Below are 14,064 nucleotides of genomic sequence, written 5' to 3'. Positions count from 1 at the left end.
CAAGTTGAGGAGCTTCAAGTTGCCCGCTCAGATATTTCTCAGCGAGAACACCGTTAATATGCCCTGAGCGCAGAACGGGAGAATGCAATGACGTTGCTCAGCTTTTTTCGACCACAGTCGGCATACGTTGAGTGTGCGCAACGTTAACCGTCTCTCGCTTCAAGACAAAATCGCTGCCAACGAGGAGTGCGTTGACCGCAGTCTGTCGGTGGAAGTTCTTTTTTCCTACCTCACAGAGCTACCTTTGCCTAGGGGATGATCAGACACTCACGGCATCCTGATTGGTTGATTTTCGATAAGGTCCGATCCTATTGAACGCTCATCCAAGAGGAGTCCAACATGGCACCGCCACACCGCGAGGGGGACCCCGGCCCCAACCCGAGTGATCATCTTCCGTCGCAGCTCCTCACTATCCCCGAGCTTCAGTTTCCTTTCGCCGCGCCGACACCTCGCTCCGACCACGAACGGTTGCGCGCCCATGCACTTGCCTGGGCGCAGCGATACGGCTTGATCGGCCGCCGTGGTGCGCACCGGTTGAGCACCACGGCGCTGCTCGATCTGGGAGTGGCGCTATGCGGCAGGGCGCCCACGCATCGAGCCGAGGTCCTGGTGTGCTGGTACCTGTGGGCGCTTACGCTGGATGACCGTATCGATGATGGTCCCTGGGCGGAAAACGGAGCGTTGGAGCAATTCATCACTTCGGTACAGGCCTTGACCGAGGGCGCCGGTCAATCAGGCGAAAGCAGCCGATTCGAGGACCCGATGCTCGTGGTTCTGGTCGATGATCTCTGGCCTCGCACCCGCGGCTGGGGAGACGATCGTTGGCGGGACCGGCTTGTGCGACATCTGATTCGGCATTTGCGCGCGCAGGCCACGCTGGTGCGGGTGCGGGAGAACAACACGGCGCTCACATTGACCCAATACTTGCCATTGCGCCGGGATTCGTTCGGCGCACTGTTCTTCTTTGACCTCATCGACGGAGCCGAAACCCTCGACCCGTACGCGTCTGCCGCGCAGGCTCAAGCGTGGAACACCTTGCGCGAGCACGCTGCCGATCTCATTGCCTGGACAAACGACATTCATTCGATCGCCAAAGACGTGGTGTGCGGTGAGCGCTTCAACCTGGTGTCGATCCTTGCGGACGCCGCCGGCATGGATTGGCCCGCCGCGCTCGAATCCGCCCACCAGATGGTGAACACGGCAGTGGCGCAGTTCACTGCGGTCGCCGCCCGGTGTGCCAGTCACCCGCCAGGCGCGGCGACCGACCCGGACCGGCTGCGCCAGGTTGTCCGGGCGGCAGGTGACTGGCACCGCAGCGTCTCTCGCTATCACCTGCACGCCGCCGATTTGGAGGCACGGAACCATCGGCAGGTGGACCTTGAACTTACCCCTCCGACACTGAAATCCCGGCAGTTCGAACTCGACCCATACCCGTTGTATGAGCAATTGCGTACCCGGTTGCCGATCGCCTACGACGAACCCACCGACGTGTGGCTGGTCAGCCGGCATGTGGATGTCAAAGCGGCCCTGACCCATCCGGGCGTCAGCAACAATAACTACAATTGGCAGATCGGACCGCTGCTGGGTCACACCATTGTCACCATGGACGGGTGTGAACATGCCCAGCACCGCGCATTGCTCAGCCCTTCGTTTCGTGGCAAGGCCCTCGCCGCGCTGCAAGCATCCGTCACTTCGGTAACCACAGACCTGCTGGCGCGCATGCACGGCCGACCTCAGGTTGACCTTATCGCCGATTTCACCGCAGCGCTGCCGGTACGGGTGATGGCGCATGCGCTGGGCCTCCCGGCACAAACCTGCGAAGAAGTGGAGCGGCTGAAGCGGTGGTGTGCCATCGGCTTCGCCTACATGGGCAACTATCGACAGGACCCGGCACTGCTGACCGGTGGGCTATCCAACCGAGACAGTTTCTACGACTTTATCCAGCCACACATCGACGCTCGGCGCGCCGAACCGGCAGATGATCTGATCTCCCAGCTGTTGGCGGCGCGGATTGATGGTCAGCCGTTGTCCGAGACGTTCGTGCGGGCTTACTGCGCGATCCTGATGACGGCGGGCAGCGAAACCAGCCACGGTGCCCTGGCCAACCTGATGGTCAACCTGCTGAGCGAGCCTGGCGTCAAGGCGGCGGTGATCGCCAATCCAGAGCTGATGGATAATGCCCTGGCCGAAACCCTGCGCCGCAATCCGCCCCTACAGCTCGTACTGCGGGAGGCCCGTGAACCGCTGCAGTTGCCCTCGGGAACGATCCCCTCCGGGGCGACGCTGGCCTGTCTTATTGGTTCGGCCAACCGTGATCCGGACCAATTCAGTCACCCGGATAGCTTTGACATGTCGCGCACCGATCAGGCGACCAGTCATTTCGCCTTCGGCGCGGGGCGCCACTTCTGCCTGGGTTCCATGCTGGCCCGGATGGAAATCACGACCGGCGCCCGCATGCTGCTGCAAGCCTTCCCCAACGTACGCTGGGCACCGGGGTTCACGCCCGTTGAGCGCGGCTTCCTCAACCGCTGCCCGGATCGACTGGAGGTCTTACTGTGACCACTACCGTCGATTTCGATGAGCCCGGCTACACCAGCAGCTACCTGGCTGACCAGCACGCCGGCCAATTGGCACGATTGCGCACGCTGGAGCGTGCGTTTGACCCGTTGAGCCAAGCGGTTTTTGAGCAGTTGGATTTGCCTGACAAGCCGGCCATCCTCGATCTCGGCGCCGGTGCCGGATCGCTCGCCGCCTGGCTGAGTCAGCGATATCCCGAAGCGAGCGTCACCGCCACGGATATCGACACCCGATTCCTTGCCGATATTCCACGTATTCGGGTGCTTGCCCATAATGCAGCGATCGATGATTTCCCGGCTGCGTCCTTTGACGTGGTGCATGCCCGGGCACTTCTGTGTCACCTCGCCGAGCGTGAAGCGCTATTGAACCGAGCCATCACCTGGCTGCGCCCGGGTGGCTGGTTGGTGATAGAGGATGTGAGCCTTGAACCGAGCCTGAAAACGGCAAACCCGCTGTTTCGCAAAGTGGCCCAAGCCGGTATCACCCTCCTGGAGCGGTCCATTGGGTCCGATATGCTGTGGGCCACCCAGCTCCCGGATCGGCTGCATGATCGCGGGCTCGCCAACGTGCGGCATCGCACGCTTGAAGGCCGTATAGGCGATAACAGCCCCGCCGATACCTTTTGGGCGGCTACCACGGCACAAGCCGGGCCGGCGCTGCTCAAACTCGGGTTGCTGGAACAGCACGATCTGGATGGCATGGTCAATCTGCGTGCTGACCCTGCGTTCACCGACGCCGCTTTGACCTTCGTCAGCGCGTGGGGGCAAGTTCTCTGACCAGGAGCAGGGCGCCGCCGTTTACCAACAAGGAATACAAAATGATCAATGATGTCGTGTTAGTCGATGCGCAAGATGTACAAGTCGGGGTGTGCGACAAGCGCGATGCCCACCTGGGCGCGGGCCAGCTTCACCGTGCGTTTTCGGTGCATTTGATCGACAGTCAAGGGCGTCATCTGCTTCAGCGTCGTGCAGCAGGCAAAATGCTTTGGCCCGGTTTCTGGTCAAATGCTTGCTGCAGTCATCCGGCACCGGGTGAGTCGATCCTGGATGCGGCGTCTCGCCGTTTGCGCGAAGAATTAGACGTCCGGTCTTCCTGTCGCGCGCTCTACAGTTTTGAGTACCACGCCAGCTTTGGTTCGATCGGCGCGGAGCACGAGTTGTGTCATGTGCTGGTTGCTCAGTCTGACGCTGTGGTTTCACCTATGCCTGAGGAGGTCAGCGAAATCATGTGGCTGACCCGTGCCGAAATTTCAGCCCGGCTCGCTGAACCGCACGCGCAATTTACCCCTTGGTTTCGAATGCAGTGGCGTCGCCTGCTGTTGGAACATTCTTCGTTCGATACACCGTCACGTCACCTATGACCTGCTTGCTGCCGAACCCACTGCAATCAGCTTTAACTCGTACGCCAGGCGGCCGTATCTGCCATGATCGGGCTTCGCAACCTGACTCACCCAAGGAAATCCGCAATGGACGATGTACAGCAACTGGGCGAGATGCTTCGTCATTACGCCGAGAGCGAAGCGCATAAGAAACAGCAATTCGATCTGCGGTCGGCGCGTTGGGCGCAGAAACTGGGCGAGTTGTTCGAGCACATCGAACAGTGGCTGGAACCGGTCAAGAGCGCCGGTTTGCTGGAGGTACGCCGGGAGGCCTATGTCGCCTCCAGCCCGAGCGTGCCAGTGGAAATATCGACGTTCAAGACCGAGAAGTTGACTGTGCTGATCACGGGTAAAAGCGTGGAGTTCGTGCCGGACGTGATGGGCCCGGACGGGGATATTGGTGTAGCGGTCATGGGCTTGACGGCCGCACGGCACGGCAGCGTCTCGCTGGTACTGCCCGCAGATAAGAACGATTGGCTCTGGAAGAAGACCAATGGCCTCAAAGACCCGGATACCTTCGGCTTCGACGCCAATTTTCTGGCTGCGCAGTTGCAGAGCCTGATCCCCCGGGAGCGCGGCTGAGGGGCTCGCGGCTGCAATAAGCCGCCCGTTTTCCCACGATTGGCTATACCTACAGCTCAACCTAACGATGGGAGCTGTAATAATGAAAGTCAGGCTAATGGTCAGTACGTTGTGCTTCGCCTCGATCGCCATGGCGGGATGTTCCAGCAAAGTTACGCAACCGGACGAGTATTCGGGCTTTCTGTCGGACTACAGCCGGCTCAAGGAAGCCAAATCGCCCTCCGGTGCCTTGGTGATGCGCTGGGTCGATCCCAAACTGGACTTGAGCCGCTACAACGCGGTGTACATCGAGCCCACGCAATTCTATCCCAAGCCTGAAGCCACCTCCCGCATTCCGGACAGCACCCTGCGCGGCATCAGTGACTATTACAACCAGGCGCTCAAGCGCGAACTGGCCGGTTCACTGCCGCTGGCCAATGGCCCGGGCCCCGGGGTATTTGTGGTGCGCGCAGCGATTACGGCCGTCAGCAGTAAAACCCAGGGACTGAAGCCTTACGAGTTTATTCCCGTGGCGTTGGTCGCTGCGGCGGTCAGCACCGGCACCGGGATTCGCGACCAGGAAACCACCTTGGGCACGGAGGCGCAGTTCCTTGATGGCGCAAGCGGCCAAGTAATTGCCCAAGTGGTGCGCAAAGGCACCGGAAAGCCGTTGGCAAACGACACTCAGGTAATGAAAGCTGACGATGTTAAAAACGTTATCGATGGATGGGCGTCCGACCTGCATCAGTCCTATCTGAAGCTCAAATAGCACTGAACCTTACATGGCGCGGCGGGAGGCGTATGTGAATCGCCGCCCGCCGTGCATGGGGCCCCGGCAGGGTTACTGGAGCGGCATCAACGGCGGCAACTTCCATTGGCCGCTGGTGACTTCAGGCTTGGGCAGGTAAATACGCAAGACGGCGAAGAATGGCCCGGTTGGAGCGGGCAGCCAGTTGCTCTGTTCGGCCTTCGGTGGCTCATGATGCTGCAGAGCCAGGGTCAGGCCGCCGTCGGCGTCCAGTTTCAGGCCGGGCAGCATGCGTGAGTTGATCAGGTAACGTTTCTTGTGGTTCGGCACCAGCAACTTGGTCTTGGCGTCGTACATGGTCAGCGACCAGAACGCATCGGCTGGCGGCAGCTGATCCTTGGCAAAGTGGACGGTGTAGCTGCGGCGTGCGCCGTTGGCCGGTTTGCCTTCGCTGTCATCGAAGTAGGTGAAGTAAACGGCTTCGTCGGTGGAATTGCCGAACATACCCAGGTTGGCGCCGGCATATCGGTACAGGTAATTGTTCTGCAACCGGTCACGGCTGCCATACAGCTCGCCGCTGGAGACTTGATGGGTATCGATCTTGTCTTTCTTGAACGTGGCGAACTCCGCCTTGCCATCGGCAATCCCGTCTTCCAACGCTTTGCGCTGTTCGGCAGTCAGCTGGTTGAGCTTGAAAGGCGCGCCGGGGGCGATGCCGATCGTGGCGAAACGTGCCAGCAGGTCTTTTTCACTGTCCTGTGGCGCAGCAAAGGCCAGCATGAAGTTCAGGTAGCGGAACAATTGCGGACTGTCGCTCATGTTCGCCGTCGGCTTGGGCCACTCGATCTTCGGCACCTGCGCCGGGGCCGCTTGTTTCACGTAGCTGCTCAGCGGCTGCACTTTGTAGCCGTTCTGGATTTGCTTGACCTTGCCCAGGTCTTTTTCATCGAACAGCTGTGTGCGATACAGGGCGTAGGCGATATTGCTTTCGCTGTAGACCACACGGTCGATGTCGACCGGCTGCTGACCCTTCCAGTCGGGACCTGCGATCATGTAGTGACCGCCGTTGTTGCCGGTGCTGCGCGTGCCCAGGTAGGCGATGTTCTGGGTATAGAGGTCGAGCAACTGCACCGAGTAGTAGCGGTTGTCTTCGACCTTGGGCAGGGTCAGCACCAGAGGTTCCTTGCGCAGGTCCATCCAGACGAAGGAGTAGGGCGTGTCCGCGTTCGGGGTCGTGAACGCGGTGTCCTTGGGGGTGAAGACCTGCGCGCTATTGCCGATGCGATTGAACGGCGCCTTGAAATTGGCCCCGCCTTTGTCCACGGCCTGGGTGTAGAGCGTCTTGTACATCTCGACCACGGGGTAGCCATATAAGTAGGCTTGCCTGGCAATGGCCCGGGCTTCGGCAGGGGTGGCCGTGAAGTCGGCCCAGGCGCCGGTGCTCAGAAGTATCGAGAGGCTCGCCAACACCAGGCGCGCAGGTTGTCCAATCATGTTGTTGCGTCCTTCCAGGGTTCTTTTGACTGACGGGGAGATGCAGGCGCTGAGTTTCCTGTTTTCTTTCCCGGACGTCACGTTAAAACCTGCGAAAGGACGCTGGATGTTCAGGCCAGCATCGATTTGACTTTATCGCGCAACTGGTCGATCGAGAACGGCTTGCCAATCACCTGCATGCCTTCGGGCACATCGATGTTCTCGGCGTAGCCGCTGGCGAACAGGATGGGCAGGACAGGGCGCAGTTCGCGCACCTGGGTTGCCAGTTGCTTGCCGTCCATATCGGGCAGGCCGACGTCGGTCATCAGCAGGTCGATCACCTGGTCGGTGTTCTGCACGTGCGCCAGGGCCTCTGCGGCATCGGCAGCCTCAAGCACCGAGTACTCCAACTCCTCAAGCACATCGACGATCAGCATGCGCACGATAGCGTCGTCTTCAACAACAAGGATGGTGGAGGCGATTGCGGACATAGAAGGCTTTCCCAAAAAAAGACGAGTTTTCAACGCTGGCCATTCTGACCGGCCTGTACTTGAGTAAGCACGGGCTATCCACAAGTTCCCAGGGCGTTAAAACAATGCAGTACAAAAGACCAGGCAGAATAGCCTGTTCCGCTGTAGGAATCTGTACAAAAGCGTCCCAGAAAAATGGTCTTGACCGTCAGTTTGGGGCAAACTTCCGGTTTTCCCGCACTTGGCCAAGGCATGCCCATGACTCCCGCGTCGTCAGTTGATGAAAAGAGCTTCCGCAAACTCCTGAGCCGTAACGTGGCCCTGCCACTAAGCGTGGGTGTGCTCAGCGCGGTGTTTTTCGTTGTGCTGATCACCTATTTGCTGTCTGTGATCCAGTGGGTGGAGCACACCGACCGGGTCATCAACAACCTCAATGAGTCGTCCAAACTGACGGTGGACCTGGAAACCGGCATGCGCGGCTTCCTGATTACCGGTGACGAGCATTTCCTCGATCCCTATGAAGTGGCCAAGCCAAGGATCATTGCCGACCTGCGCAATTTGCAGGAACTGGTTGCCGACAATCCGCAGCAGGTCGACCGCCTCAAGCGCCTGGAAGCGCTGCAAGTCGAATGGAACAACTACGCGCAGTCGATGATTGAACTGCAGCGCACCAGTGGCGATTTCCGCGGTGCCGTCAAGGCCGGCCGGGGCAAGCGCCTGACCGACGAGATTCGCAAGGAATATGACGACGCGGTGGCGATGGAACAGCAGTTCCGTATTACCCGCAACGAAGAGGTCACCCGCACCACAGTGGTCAGCGTTACGCTGTACCTGGTGTTTGTACTCGGGCTAAGCGGTTTTCTCGCGTATATCGGTAGAAAGAATTTACTCTCACTTTCAAATAGTTACAGCGCAAACCTCGCGTCACAACAGAAGATCGCCAGACGCCTGGAACAGCAGGCCTGGCTGCGTAATGGCCAGACCGAACTGGCCGAACAGGTGCTTGGCCAACTGACCTTGAACCTGCTGGGCCGCAATATCCTGCAGTTTTTTGCCCAATACATGGGCTCAGCGGTTGCAGCGTTGTACGTGCGTGAAGAGCACGGCGGTCTGCGCCGGGTGGCCACGTACGGCTTTTCCCGCGAACAGTCGCAGCTGGAACAGGCGATCTACAGCGACGAAGGCATTGTCGGGCAGGCCGCCCAGCTCGATCGCCTGATTCGCCTGGACGACGTACCGGTGGACTACTTCAAGGTCAGCTCGGGGCTGGGCGAGGGCACCACCCGCAGCGTACTGGTAGTGCCGACCAGCGATGACGACCGCGTCAACGGTGTGATCGAACTGGGTTTCCTGCGCCCGCTGGAAGAGCGCGATATCGAACTGATGGAACTGATCGCCAGCAATATCGGTACGTCCATCGAAGCCGCACGTTATCGCCAGCGTTTGCAGGAAGTACTCGCCGAGACCCAGCAGCTCAATGAAGAGCTGCAAGTGCAGCAGGAAGAACTCAAGACCGCCAACGAAGAGCTGGAGGAACAGTCACGCATCCTCAAGGAGTCTCAGGCGCACCTGGAAACCCAGCAAGCGGAGCTTGAGCAGACCAACGAACAGTTGGCCGAACAGACCCAGACCCTGGCCGAACAGCGCGACGCCATGGACCGCAAGAATATAGAGCTCAACAGGGTCCAGCTGGAACTGGAAGACCGCGCCGATGAGCTGCAACGCTCCAGCAAGTACAAGTCCGAATTCCTGGCCAACATGTCCCACGAGCTGCGCACGCCGCTCAACAGCTCGCTGATCCTGGCCAAGTTGCTGGCCGAGAACCCCCAGGACAACCTCAGTGCCGAACAGGTCAAATTTGCCGAGTCGATCTATTCGGCCGGCAATGACCTGCTCAACCTGATCAACGACATCCTGGATATTTCCAAGGTTGAAGCCGGCAAGTTGGAAGTGCGTCCGGAAAATTCCAGCGTCGAGCGGCTGGTGGATGGCCTGCGCGGCATGTTCGAACCGCTGGCCAGGGATCGCAATCTGGGCTTCCAGATTGATGTGCAGGCAGGTTCACCGTCCCTGCTGTTCACCGACCGCCAGCGTCTGGAGCAGATTCTCAAGAACCTGTTGTCCAACGCCATCAAGTTCACTGAACAGGGTCAGGTCAGCCTGTCGGTGTCCCGCGCGCCGGGGGAGGGCATTGCCTTCACGGTGCGCGATTCAGGGATAGGTATCGCCCAGGATCAACAGGAAAGCATCTTCGAAGCCTTCCGCCAGGCCGATGGCACTACCAATCGCCGTTACGGCGGCACCGGCCTTGGCCTGTCCATTTCCCGTGACCTGGCGACCTTGTTGGGTGGCTACATCAGCGTGACCAGCGAACCGGGCAAGGGCAGCATTTTCACGCTGGTATTGCCGGAACAGTATGTCGAACGCGCCGAAGATGCCGCCCCGATCGAAGCCCCACGCCAAGCCGTGGCGGCCCCGGCGCCTGTGCCTTTGCCAGTCAAGGTAGCGTCGCTGCCGGTGGCCGAGGCCGAGCTGATCCCGCGCTTTGCCGATGACCGCGACAAAGCCCCATTCAGCACCAGTTCCATCCTGGTGGTGGAAGATGAACCGAATTTCGCGCGCATCCTCTTCGACCTGGCCCACGAGCTGGGCTACAACTGCCTGGTCGCCCACGGTGCCGACGAAGGCTACAGCCTGGCCGAAGAATTCATCCCCGACGCGATCCTGCTGGACATGCGCCTGCCGGATCATTCCGGGCTGACGGTGCTGCAACGTCTCAAGGAGCACGCCAATACCCGGCACATCCCGGTGCATGTGATCTCCGTGGAAGACCGCGTCGAAGCCGCCATGCACATGGGTGCCATCGGTTACGCGGTCAAACCCACCACCCGTGAAGAGCTCAAGGACGTGTTCGCGCGCCTGGAAGCCAAGCTGACGCAAAAGGTCAAGCGGGTACTGCTGGTGGAAGACGACGACCTGCAACGTGACAGCATCGCCCGCCTGATCGGTGACGACGACATCGAAATCACCGATGTCGGCTACGCCCAGGCAGCGCTGGACCTGCTACGCACCCATGTCTACGACTGCATGATCATCGACCTGAAGCTTCCGGACATGCTCGGTAACGAGTTGCTCAAGCGCATGGCCACCGAGGATATCTGCTCGTTCCCGCCGGTGATCGTGTATACCGGGCGCAACCTGACACGCGACGAAGAAGCCGAGCTGCGCAAGTATTCGCGCTCGATCATCATCAAGGGCGCGCGTTCCCCGGAGCGCCTGCTCGATGAAGTCACACTCTTTCTGCACAAAGTCGAATCCCAGCTGTCCCATGACCGCCAGAAGATGCTCAAGACCGCGCGCAGCCGGGACAAGGTGTTCGAAGGGCGCAAGATCCTGCTGGTGGACGACGATGTGCGCAATATCTTTGCCCTGACCAGTGCCCTGGAGCATAAAGGCGCCGTGGTAGTGATCGGGCGCAATGGTCGTGAAGCCATCGACAAGCTCAATGAGGTCGATGATATCGACCTGGTACTGATGGATGTGATGATGCCGGAGATGGATGGCTACGAAGCAACGGCGCTGATCCGTCAGGACCCGCGCTGGAAAAAGCTGCCGATCATTGCCGTCACCGCCAAGGCCATGAAAGATGACCAGGAGCGTTGCCTGGCGGCGGGTTCCAACGATTACCTGGCCAAACCGATTGATCTGGACCGTCTGTTCTCGTTGATCCGCGTGTGGCTACCCAAGATGGAACGCATTTAAGTGGAGCGAAGTTTCTTGGACAAAAGCAGCGACATCGAGCTGCGCCTGTTGATCGAGGCGATTTACCTCAAGTACAGCTACGACTTTCGCGACTACTCCGGTGCGTCGGTCAAGCGGCGAGTGGCCCATGCCTTGCGCCAGTTCGACTGCGCGACCATTTCCGCGCTGCAGGAGCGCGTGCTGCACGACCCGGCCGCGTTCATGCAATTGCTGCAGTTCCTGACCATCCCGGTGAGCGAGATGTTTCGCGACCCGTCGCACTTTCTGGCGATTCGCCGGGAAGTCGTGCCGTTGCTCAAGACCTACCCGTCGATCAAGATCTGGATCGCCGGCTGCAGCACCGGCGAGGAGGTGTACTCCATGGCGATCCTGCTGCGCGAAGAGGGCTTGCTCGAACGCACCATCATCTACGCCACCGACATCAACCCGGCCTCGCTGGACAAAGCCAAGCAGGGCATCTTTTCCCTGGAGAACGTGCGCGCCTACACGGCTAACTATCAGCAGGCCGGTGGCCAGCGTTCATTTGCCGACTACTACACGGCGGCTTACGATAACGCGATCTTCGACAAGACCCTGCGCGAGAACGTCACGTTCGCCGATCATAGCTTGGCGACCGACAGTGTATTCTCAGAAACTCAGTTAATTTCATGTCGCAACGTACTGATTTATTTCAATAAAAAGTTGCAAGACAGGGCGTTTGGGTTGTTTCATGAGTCGCTGTGTCATCGCGGCTTCCTGGTATTGGGCAGCAAGGAAACCCTGGATTTTTCAGCCTACAGCAAGCAATTCGAACCCTTGGTCAAACAGGAACGGATCTACCGCAAATCATGAGCGATGCCGCCAGCACCCCGATTCCAGGGATTGAAGCCATTGTCGTCGGCGCCTCAGCCGGCGGCGTGGAGGCGTTGCTGAGTATTTTTGGCGAATTGCCGGACACATTCGGCCTGCCGATCATTGCCGTGCTGCACCTGCCGGATGAACGTCGCAGCCAGTTGGCCGACGTCTTCGCGCGACGCTTGCGCATTCCGGTGAAAGAAGCGCGGGACAAGGAGTCGATCGAGGCGGGCACCCTGTATTTCGCCGGTCCCGGCTATCATTTGTCGGTGGAAGAGGATCGCAGCTTGTCGATGAGCCAGGAGGAACGCGTGCACCATTCCCGGCCGGCCATCGATTTTCTCTTCGCCTCGGCCGCCGATGCCTACGGGCCAGGCCTGCTGGCGATCCTGCTGACCGGCGCCAACCAGGACGGCGCGCGCGGGTTGGCCTATGTCAAGCAATCGGGCGGCACCACCGTTGTACAAGACCCCGCCGAGGCCCGGATTGCCGTAATGCCCCTGGCGGCGCTGGCGCTGCACACACCTGACCATATTCTTTCCTTGAGCCGGATTGGCTCATTGCTGGCTTCCCTGGAACCTTCCCCATGTTAAGTACTGTCCAGGCCAAACTGCTGATCGTCGACGATCTGCCGGAAAACCTGCTGGCCCTCGAAGCGCTGATCAAGCGCGAAGACCGCCAGGTATTCAAGGCATTGAGTGCCGACGAAGCATTGTCACTGTTGCTGGAACATGAATTCGCCATGGCGATCCTCGACGTGCAGATGCCTGGCATGAACGGTTTCGAGCTGGCCGAACTGATGCGCGGCACCGAAAAGACCAAGAACATCCCGATTGTGTTCGTCAGCGCCGCCGGCCGCGAACTCAATTACGCCTTCAAGGGCTACGAAAGCGGCGCGGTGGACTTCCTGCACAAGCCGCTGGATATTCACGCGGTGAAGAGCAAGGTCAATGTATTCGTTGACCTGTACCGCCAGAGCAAGGCGATGAAGCTGCAGGTCGAAGCCCTAGAGCGCAGCCGCCGCGAGCAGGAACTGCTGCTCACGCGCCTGCAGGCCACCCAGGCCGAGCTGGAACAGGCGGTGCGCATGCGCGATGACTTCATGTCGATCGTCGCCCACGAAGTGCGAACGCCACTGAACGGGCTGATCCTGGAAACCCAGTTGCGCAAGATGCACCTGGCCCGGGACAACGCGGCGGCGTTCACCCTGGACAAGATGCACGCGATGGTCGACCGCGATGAGCGCCAGATCAAGAGCCTGATCCGCCTGATCGAGGACATGCTCGACGTGTCGCGTATCCGCACCGGCAAGCTATCGATACGCCCGGCGCGCTTCGACCTGGCGCAACTGGTACGCAACCTGGTGCACAACTTCGAGCCGCAGGTCGCTGCCGCCGAATCGTCGATGGACCTGGTGGCTGACGGGCCGGTCGAGGGCCATTGGGATGAGTTTCGTATCGAGCAGGTCGTTACCAACCTGTTGACCAATGCCTTGCGCTACGGCGCCAAGAGCCCGGTCGAAGTGCGCGTGTATGCAGAACATGGCGAGGCCTGTGTGGAAGTGCGCGACCATGGCATCGGCATCAGCGAGGAGAACCAGAAGCGCATTTTCCAGCAATTCGAGCGGGTTTCCGTCAGCCATGCGGCGGCCGGCCTGGGACTGGGGCTATTCATTTCCGAACAGATCGTCGCGGCCCATGGCGGCACCATCGAGGTTGAAAGCCAGATAGGCGAGGGCGCGTTGTTTCGGGTCTGTCTGCCACTTCAGGCAACGGCATGAAATCAATCGTCAGCTGGACGCAACCTCTACGTGACCCCATGGTCGTAACACCAGCTACTGACTGGACATAGGCTTCCCATGAGTGAAGATGCACAAGATGTCGTACTGATCGTCGAAGACGACGAATCCATTATGTTTGTGCTGGGTGAATACCTGGCTGGCCTGGGTTATCGGGTATTGAAGGCCGTCAATGGCAAAGAAGCCTTTGAAATTCTCGCGACCAAACCGCACCTGGATTTGATGGTCACGGATTACCGCCTGCCCGGCGGCATTTCCGGCGTACAGATCGCCGAGCCGGCGCTCAAGGTGAGGCCGGAATTGAAAGTAATCTTTATCAGTGGTTACCCGCAGGAAATCCTTGATTGCAACAGCCCGATTACGCGCAACGCGCCGATTCTGGCCAAGCCGTTTGATCTGGATACGCTGCAGGAGCACATACAGCGCTTGCTGGCCTGACGTCGCAGCGCGTAGATACGCTGGG

Annotated in this window: 12 protein-coding genes; 10 read left to right on the top strand and 2 right to left on the bottom strand. The window is 59.7% G+C overall.

Going from position 1 to position 14,064, the window contains the following annotated elements; translation table 11 throughout:
• The first annotated feature begins 339 nt into the window (after positions 1-339).
• The 5 genes from CIB54_RS18875 to CIB54_RS18855 all read left to right on the top strand — a co-directional run bounded on the left by CIB54_RS18875 (position 340) and on the right by CIB54_RS18855 (position 5,285).
• On the top strand, positions 340-2,559 hold the full coding sequence (locus CIB54_RS18875) for a cytochrome P450 (RefSeq protein WP_101220652.1): 2,220 nt from the start codon (positions 340-342) through the stop codon (positions 2,557-2,559).
• The gene (locus tag CIB54_RS18870) at positions 2,556-3,353 is read left to right on the top strand and encodes a class I SAM-dependent methyltransferase (protein WP_101220651.1); all 798 of its coding nucleotides are present in this window, start codon (positions 2,556-2,558) and stop codon (positions 3,351-3,353) included. Before CIB54_RS18875 ends, CIB54_RS18870 begins: the two co-directional genes overlap by 4 nt.
• Before the next feature lie 41 nt (positions 3,354-3,394).
• The gene (gene idi / locus CIB54_RS18865) at positions 3,395-3,937 is read left to right on the top strand and encodes an isopentenyl-diphosphate Delta-isomerase (RefSeq protein ID WP_065953581.1); all 543 of its coding nucleotides are present in this window, start codon (positions 3,395-3,397) and stop codon (positions 3,935-3,937) included.
• Between the two features lie 105 nt (positions 3,938-4,042).
• Positions 4,043-4,537 carry a hypothetical protein gene (locus CIB54_RS18860; protein ID WP_101220650.1) on the top strand — a complete coding sequence of 165 codons (495 nt, stop codon included), beginning with the start codon at positions 4,043-4,045 and terminating at the stop codon, positions 4,535-4,537.
• Positions 4,538-4,619: 82 nt separating this feature from the next.
• Entirely contained in the window at positions 4,620-5,285 is a 666-nt protein-coding gene (locus tag CIB54_RS18855; RefSeq protein WP_065953579.1) for a DUF3313 domain-containing protein, read from the top strand.
• Positions 5,286-5,357: 72 nt separating this feature from the next.
• Here the strand turns inward: CIB54_RS18855 and CIB54_RS18850 are convergent, their stop codons facing one another.
• Positions 5,358-6,758 (bottom strand): DUF1254 domain-containing protein, encoded by a 1,401-nt coding sequence (locus CIB54_RS18850; protein ID WP_101220649.1) that lies wholly within the window; start codon positions 6,756-6,758, stop codon positions 5,358-5,360.
• Positions 6,759-6,868: 110 nt separating this feature from the next.
• Positions 6,869-7,228 carry a response regulator gene (locus tag CIB54_RS18845; protein WP_065953577.1) on the bottom strand — a complete coding sequence of 120 codons (360 nt, stop codon included), beginning with the start codon at positions 7,226-7,228 and terminating at the stop codon, positions 6,869-6,871.
• 237 nt (positions 7,229-7,465) lie between these two features.
• Here CIB54_RS18845 and CIB54_RS18840 point away from each other — a divergent pair, with 237 nt between their 5' ends.
• The 5 genes from CIB54_RS18840 to CIB54_RS18820 all read left to right on the top strand — a co-directional run bounded on the left by CIB54_RS18840 (position 7,466) and on the right by CIB54_RS18820 (position 14,039).
• Positions 7,466-10,969 (top strand): response regulator, encoded by a 3,504-nt coding sequence (locus tag CIB54_RS18840; RefSeq protein WP_101220656.1) that lies wholly within the window; start codon positions 7,466-7,468, stop codon positions 10,967-10,969.
• Complete coding sequence (locus CIB54_RS18835) at positions 10,970-11,800, top strand: CheR family methyltransferase (RefSeq protein WP_175413325.1); 831 nt, start codon at positions 10,970-10,972, stop codon at positions 11,798-11,800. It abuts the gene before it with no gap.
• Positions 11,797-12,396: a chemotaxis protein CheB gene (locus CIB54_RS18830; RefSeq protein WP_065953576.1), complete on the top strand. Its 600-nt coding sequence runs from the start codon at positions 11,797-11,799 to the stop codon at positions 12,394-12,396. Before CIB54_RS18835 ends, CIB54_RS18830 begins: the two co-directional genes overlap by 4 nt.
• Complete coding sequence (locus CIB54_RS18825) at positions 12,390-13,583, top strand: hybrid sensor histidine kinase/response regulator (RefSeq protein ID WP_101220648.1); 1,194 nt, start codon at positions 12,390-12,392, stop codon at positions 13,581-13,583. Before CIB54_RS18830 ends, CIB54_RS18825 begins: the two co-directional genes overlap by 7 nt.
• Before the next feature lie 78 nt (positions 13,584-13,661).
• On the top strand, positions 13,662-14,039 hold the full coding sequence (locus tag CIB54_RS18820) for a response regulator (RefSeq protein ID WP_017528049.1): 378 nt from the start codon (positions 13,662-13,664) through the stop codon (positions 14,037-14,039).
• The last annotated feature ends 25 nt before the right edge of the window (positions 14,040-14,064 follow it).

The organism is Pseudomonas fluorescens (assembly GCF_002837185.1).
In the GTDB taxonomy this organism is placed as follows: domain Bacteria; phylum Pseudomonadota; class Gammaproteobacteria; order Pseudomonadales; family Pseudomonadaceae; genus Aquipseudomonas; species Aquipseudomonas fluorescens_AM.
The sequence above is the reverse complement of the archived record's forward strand: the minus strand, read 5'-3'. Positions and strand labels throughout refer to the sequence as shown.

Excerpts from the sequence above, each read along its gene's own strand:
- CIB54_RS18850 (WP_101220649.1), bottom strand. The coding sequence starts at position 6,758 with ATGATTGGACAACCTGCGCGCCTGGTGTTGGCGAGCCTCTCGATACTT.
- CIB54_RS18860 (WP_101220650.1), top strand. The coding sequence starts at position 4,043 with ATGGACGATGTACAGCAACTGGGCGAGATGCTTCGTCATTACGCCGAG.
- CIB54_RS18855 (WP_065953579.1), top strand. The coding sequence starts at position 4,620 with ATGAAAGTCAGGCTAATGGTCAGTACGTTGTGCTTCGCCTCGATCGCC.
- CIB54_RS18820 (WP_017528049.1), top strand. The coding sequence starts at position 13,662 with ATGAGTGAAGATGCACAAGATGTCGTACTGATCGTCGAAGACGACGAA.
- CIB54_RS18875 (WP_101220652.1), top strand. The coding sequence starts at position 340 with ATGGCACCGCCACACCGCGAGGGGGACCCCGGCCCCAACCCGAGTGAT.
- idi (WP_065953581.1), top strand. The coding sequence starts at position 3,395 with ATGATCAATGATGTCGTGTTAGTCGATGCGCAAGATGTACAAGTCGGG.
- CIB54_RS18840 (WP_101220656.1), top strand. The coding sequence starts at position 7,466 with ATGACTCCCGCGTCGTCAGTTGATGAAAAGAGCTTCCGCAAACTCCTG.
- CIB54_RS18845 (WP_065953577.1), bottom strand. The coding sequence starts at position 7,228 with ATGTCCGCAATCGCCTCCACCATCCTTGTTGTTGAAGACGACGCTATC.
- CIB54_RS18825 (WP_101220648.1), top strand. The coding sequence starts at position 12,390 with ATGTTAAGTACTGTCCAGGCCAAACTGCTGATCGTCGACGATCTGCCG.
- CIB54_RS18830 (WP_065953576.1), top strand. The coding sequence starts at position 11,797 with ATGAGCGATGCCGCCAGCACCCCGATTCCAGGGATTGAAGCCATTGTC.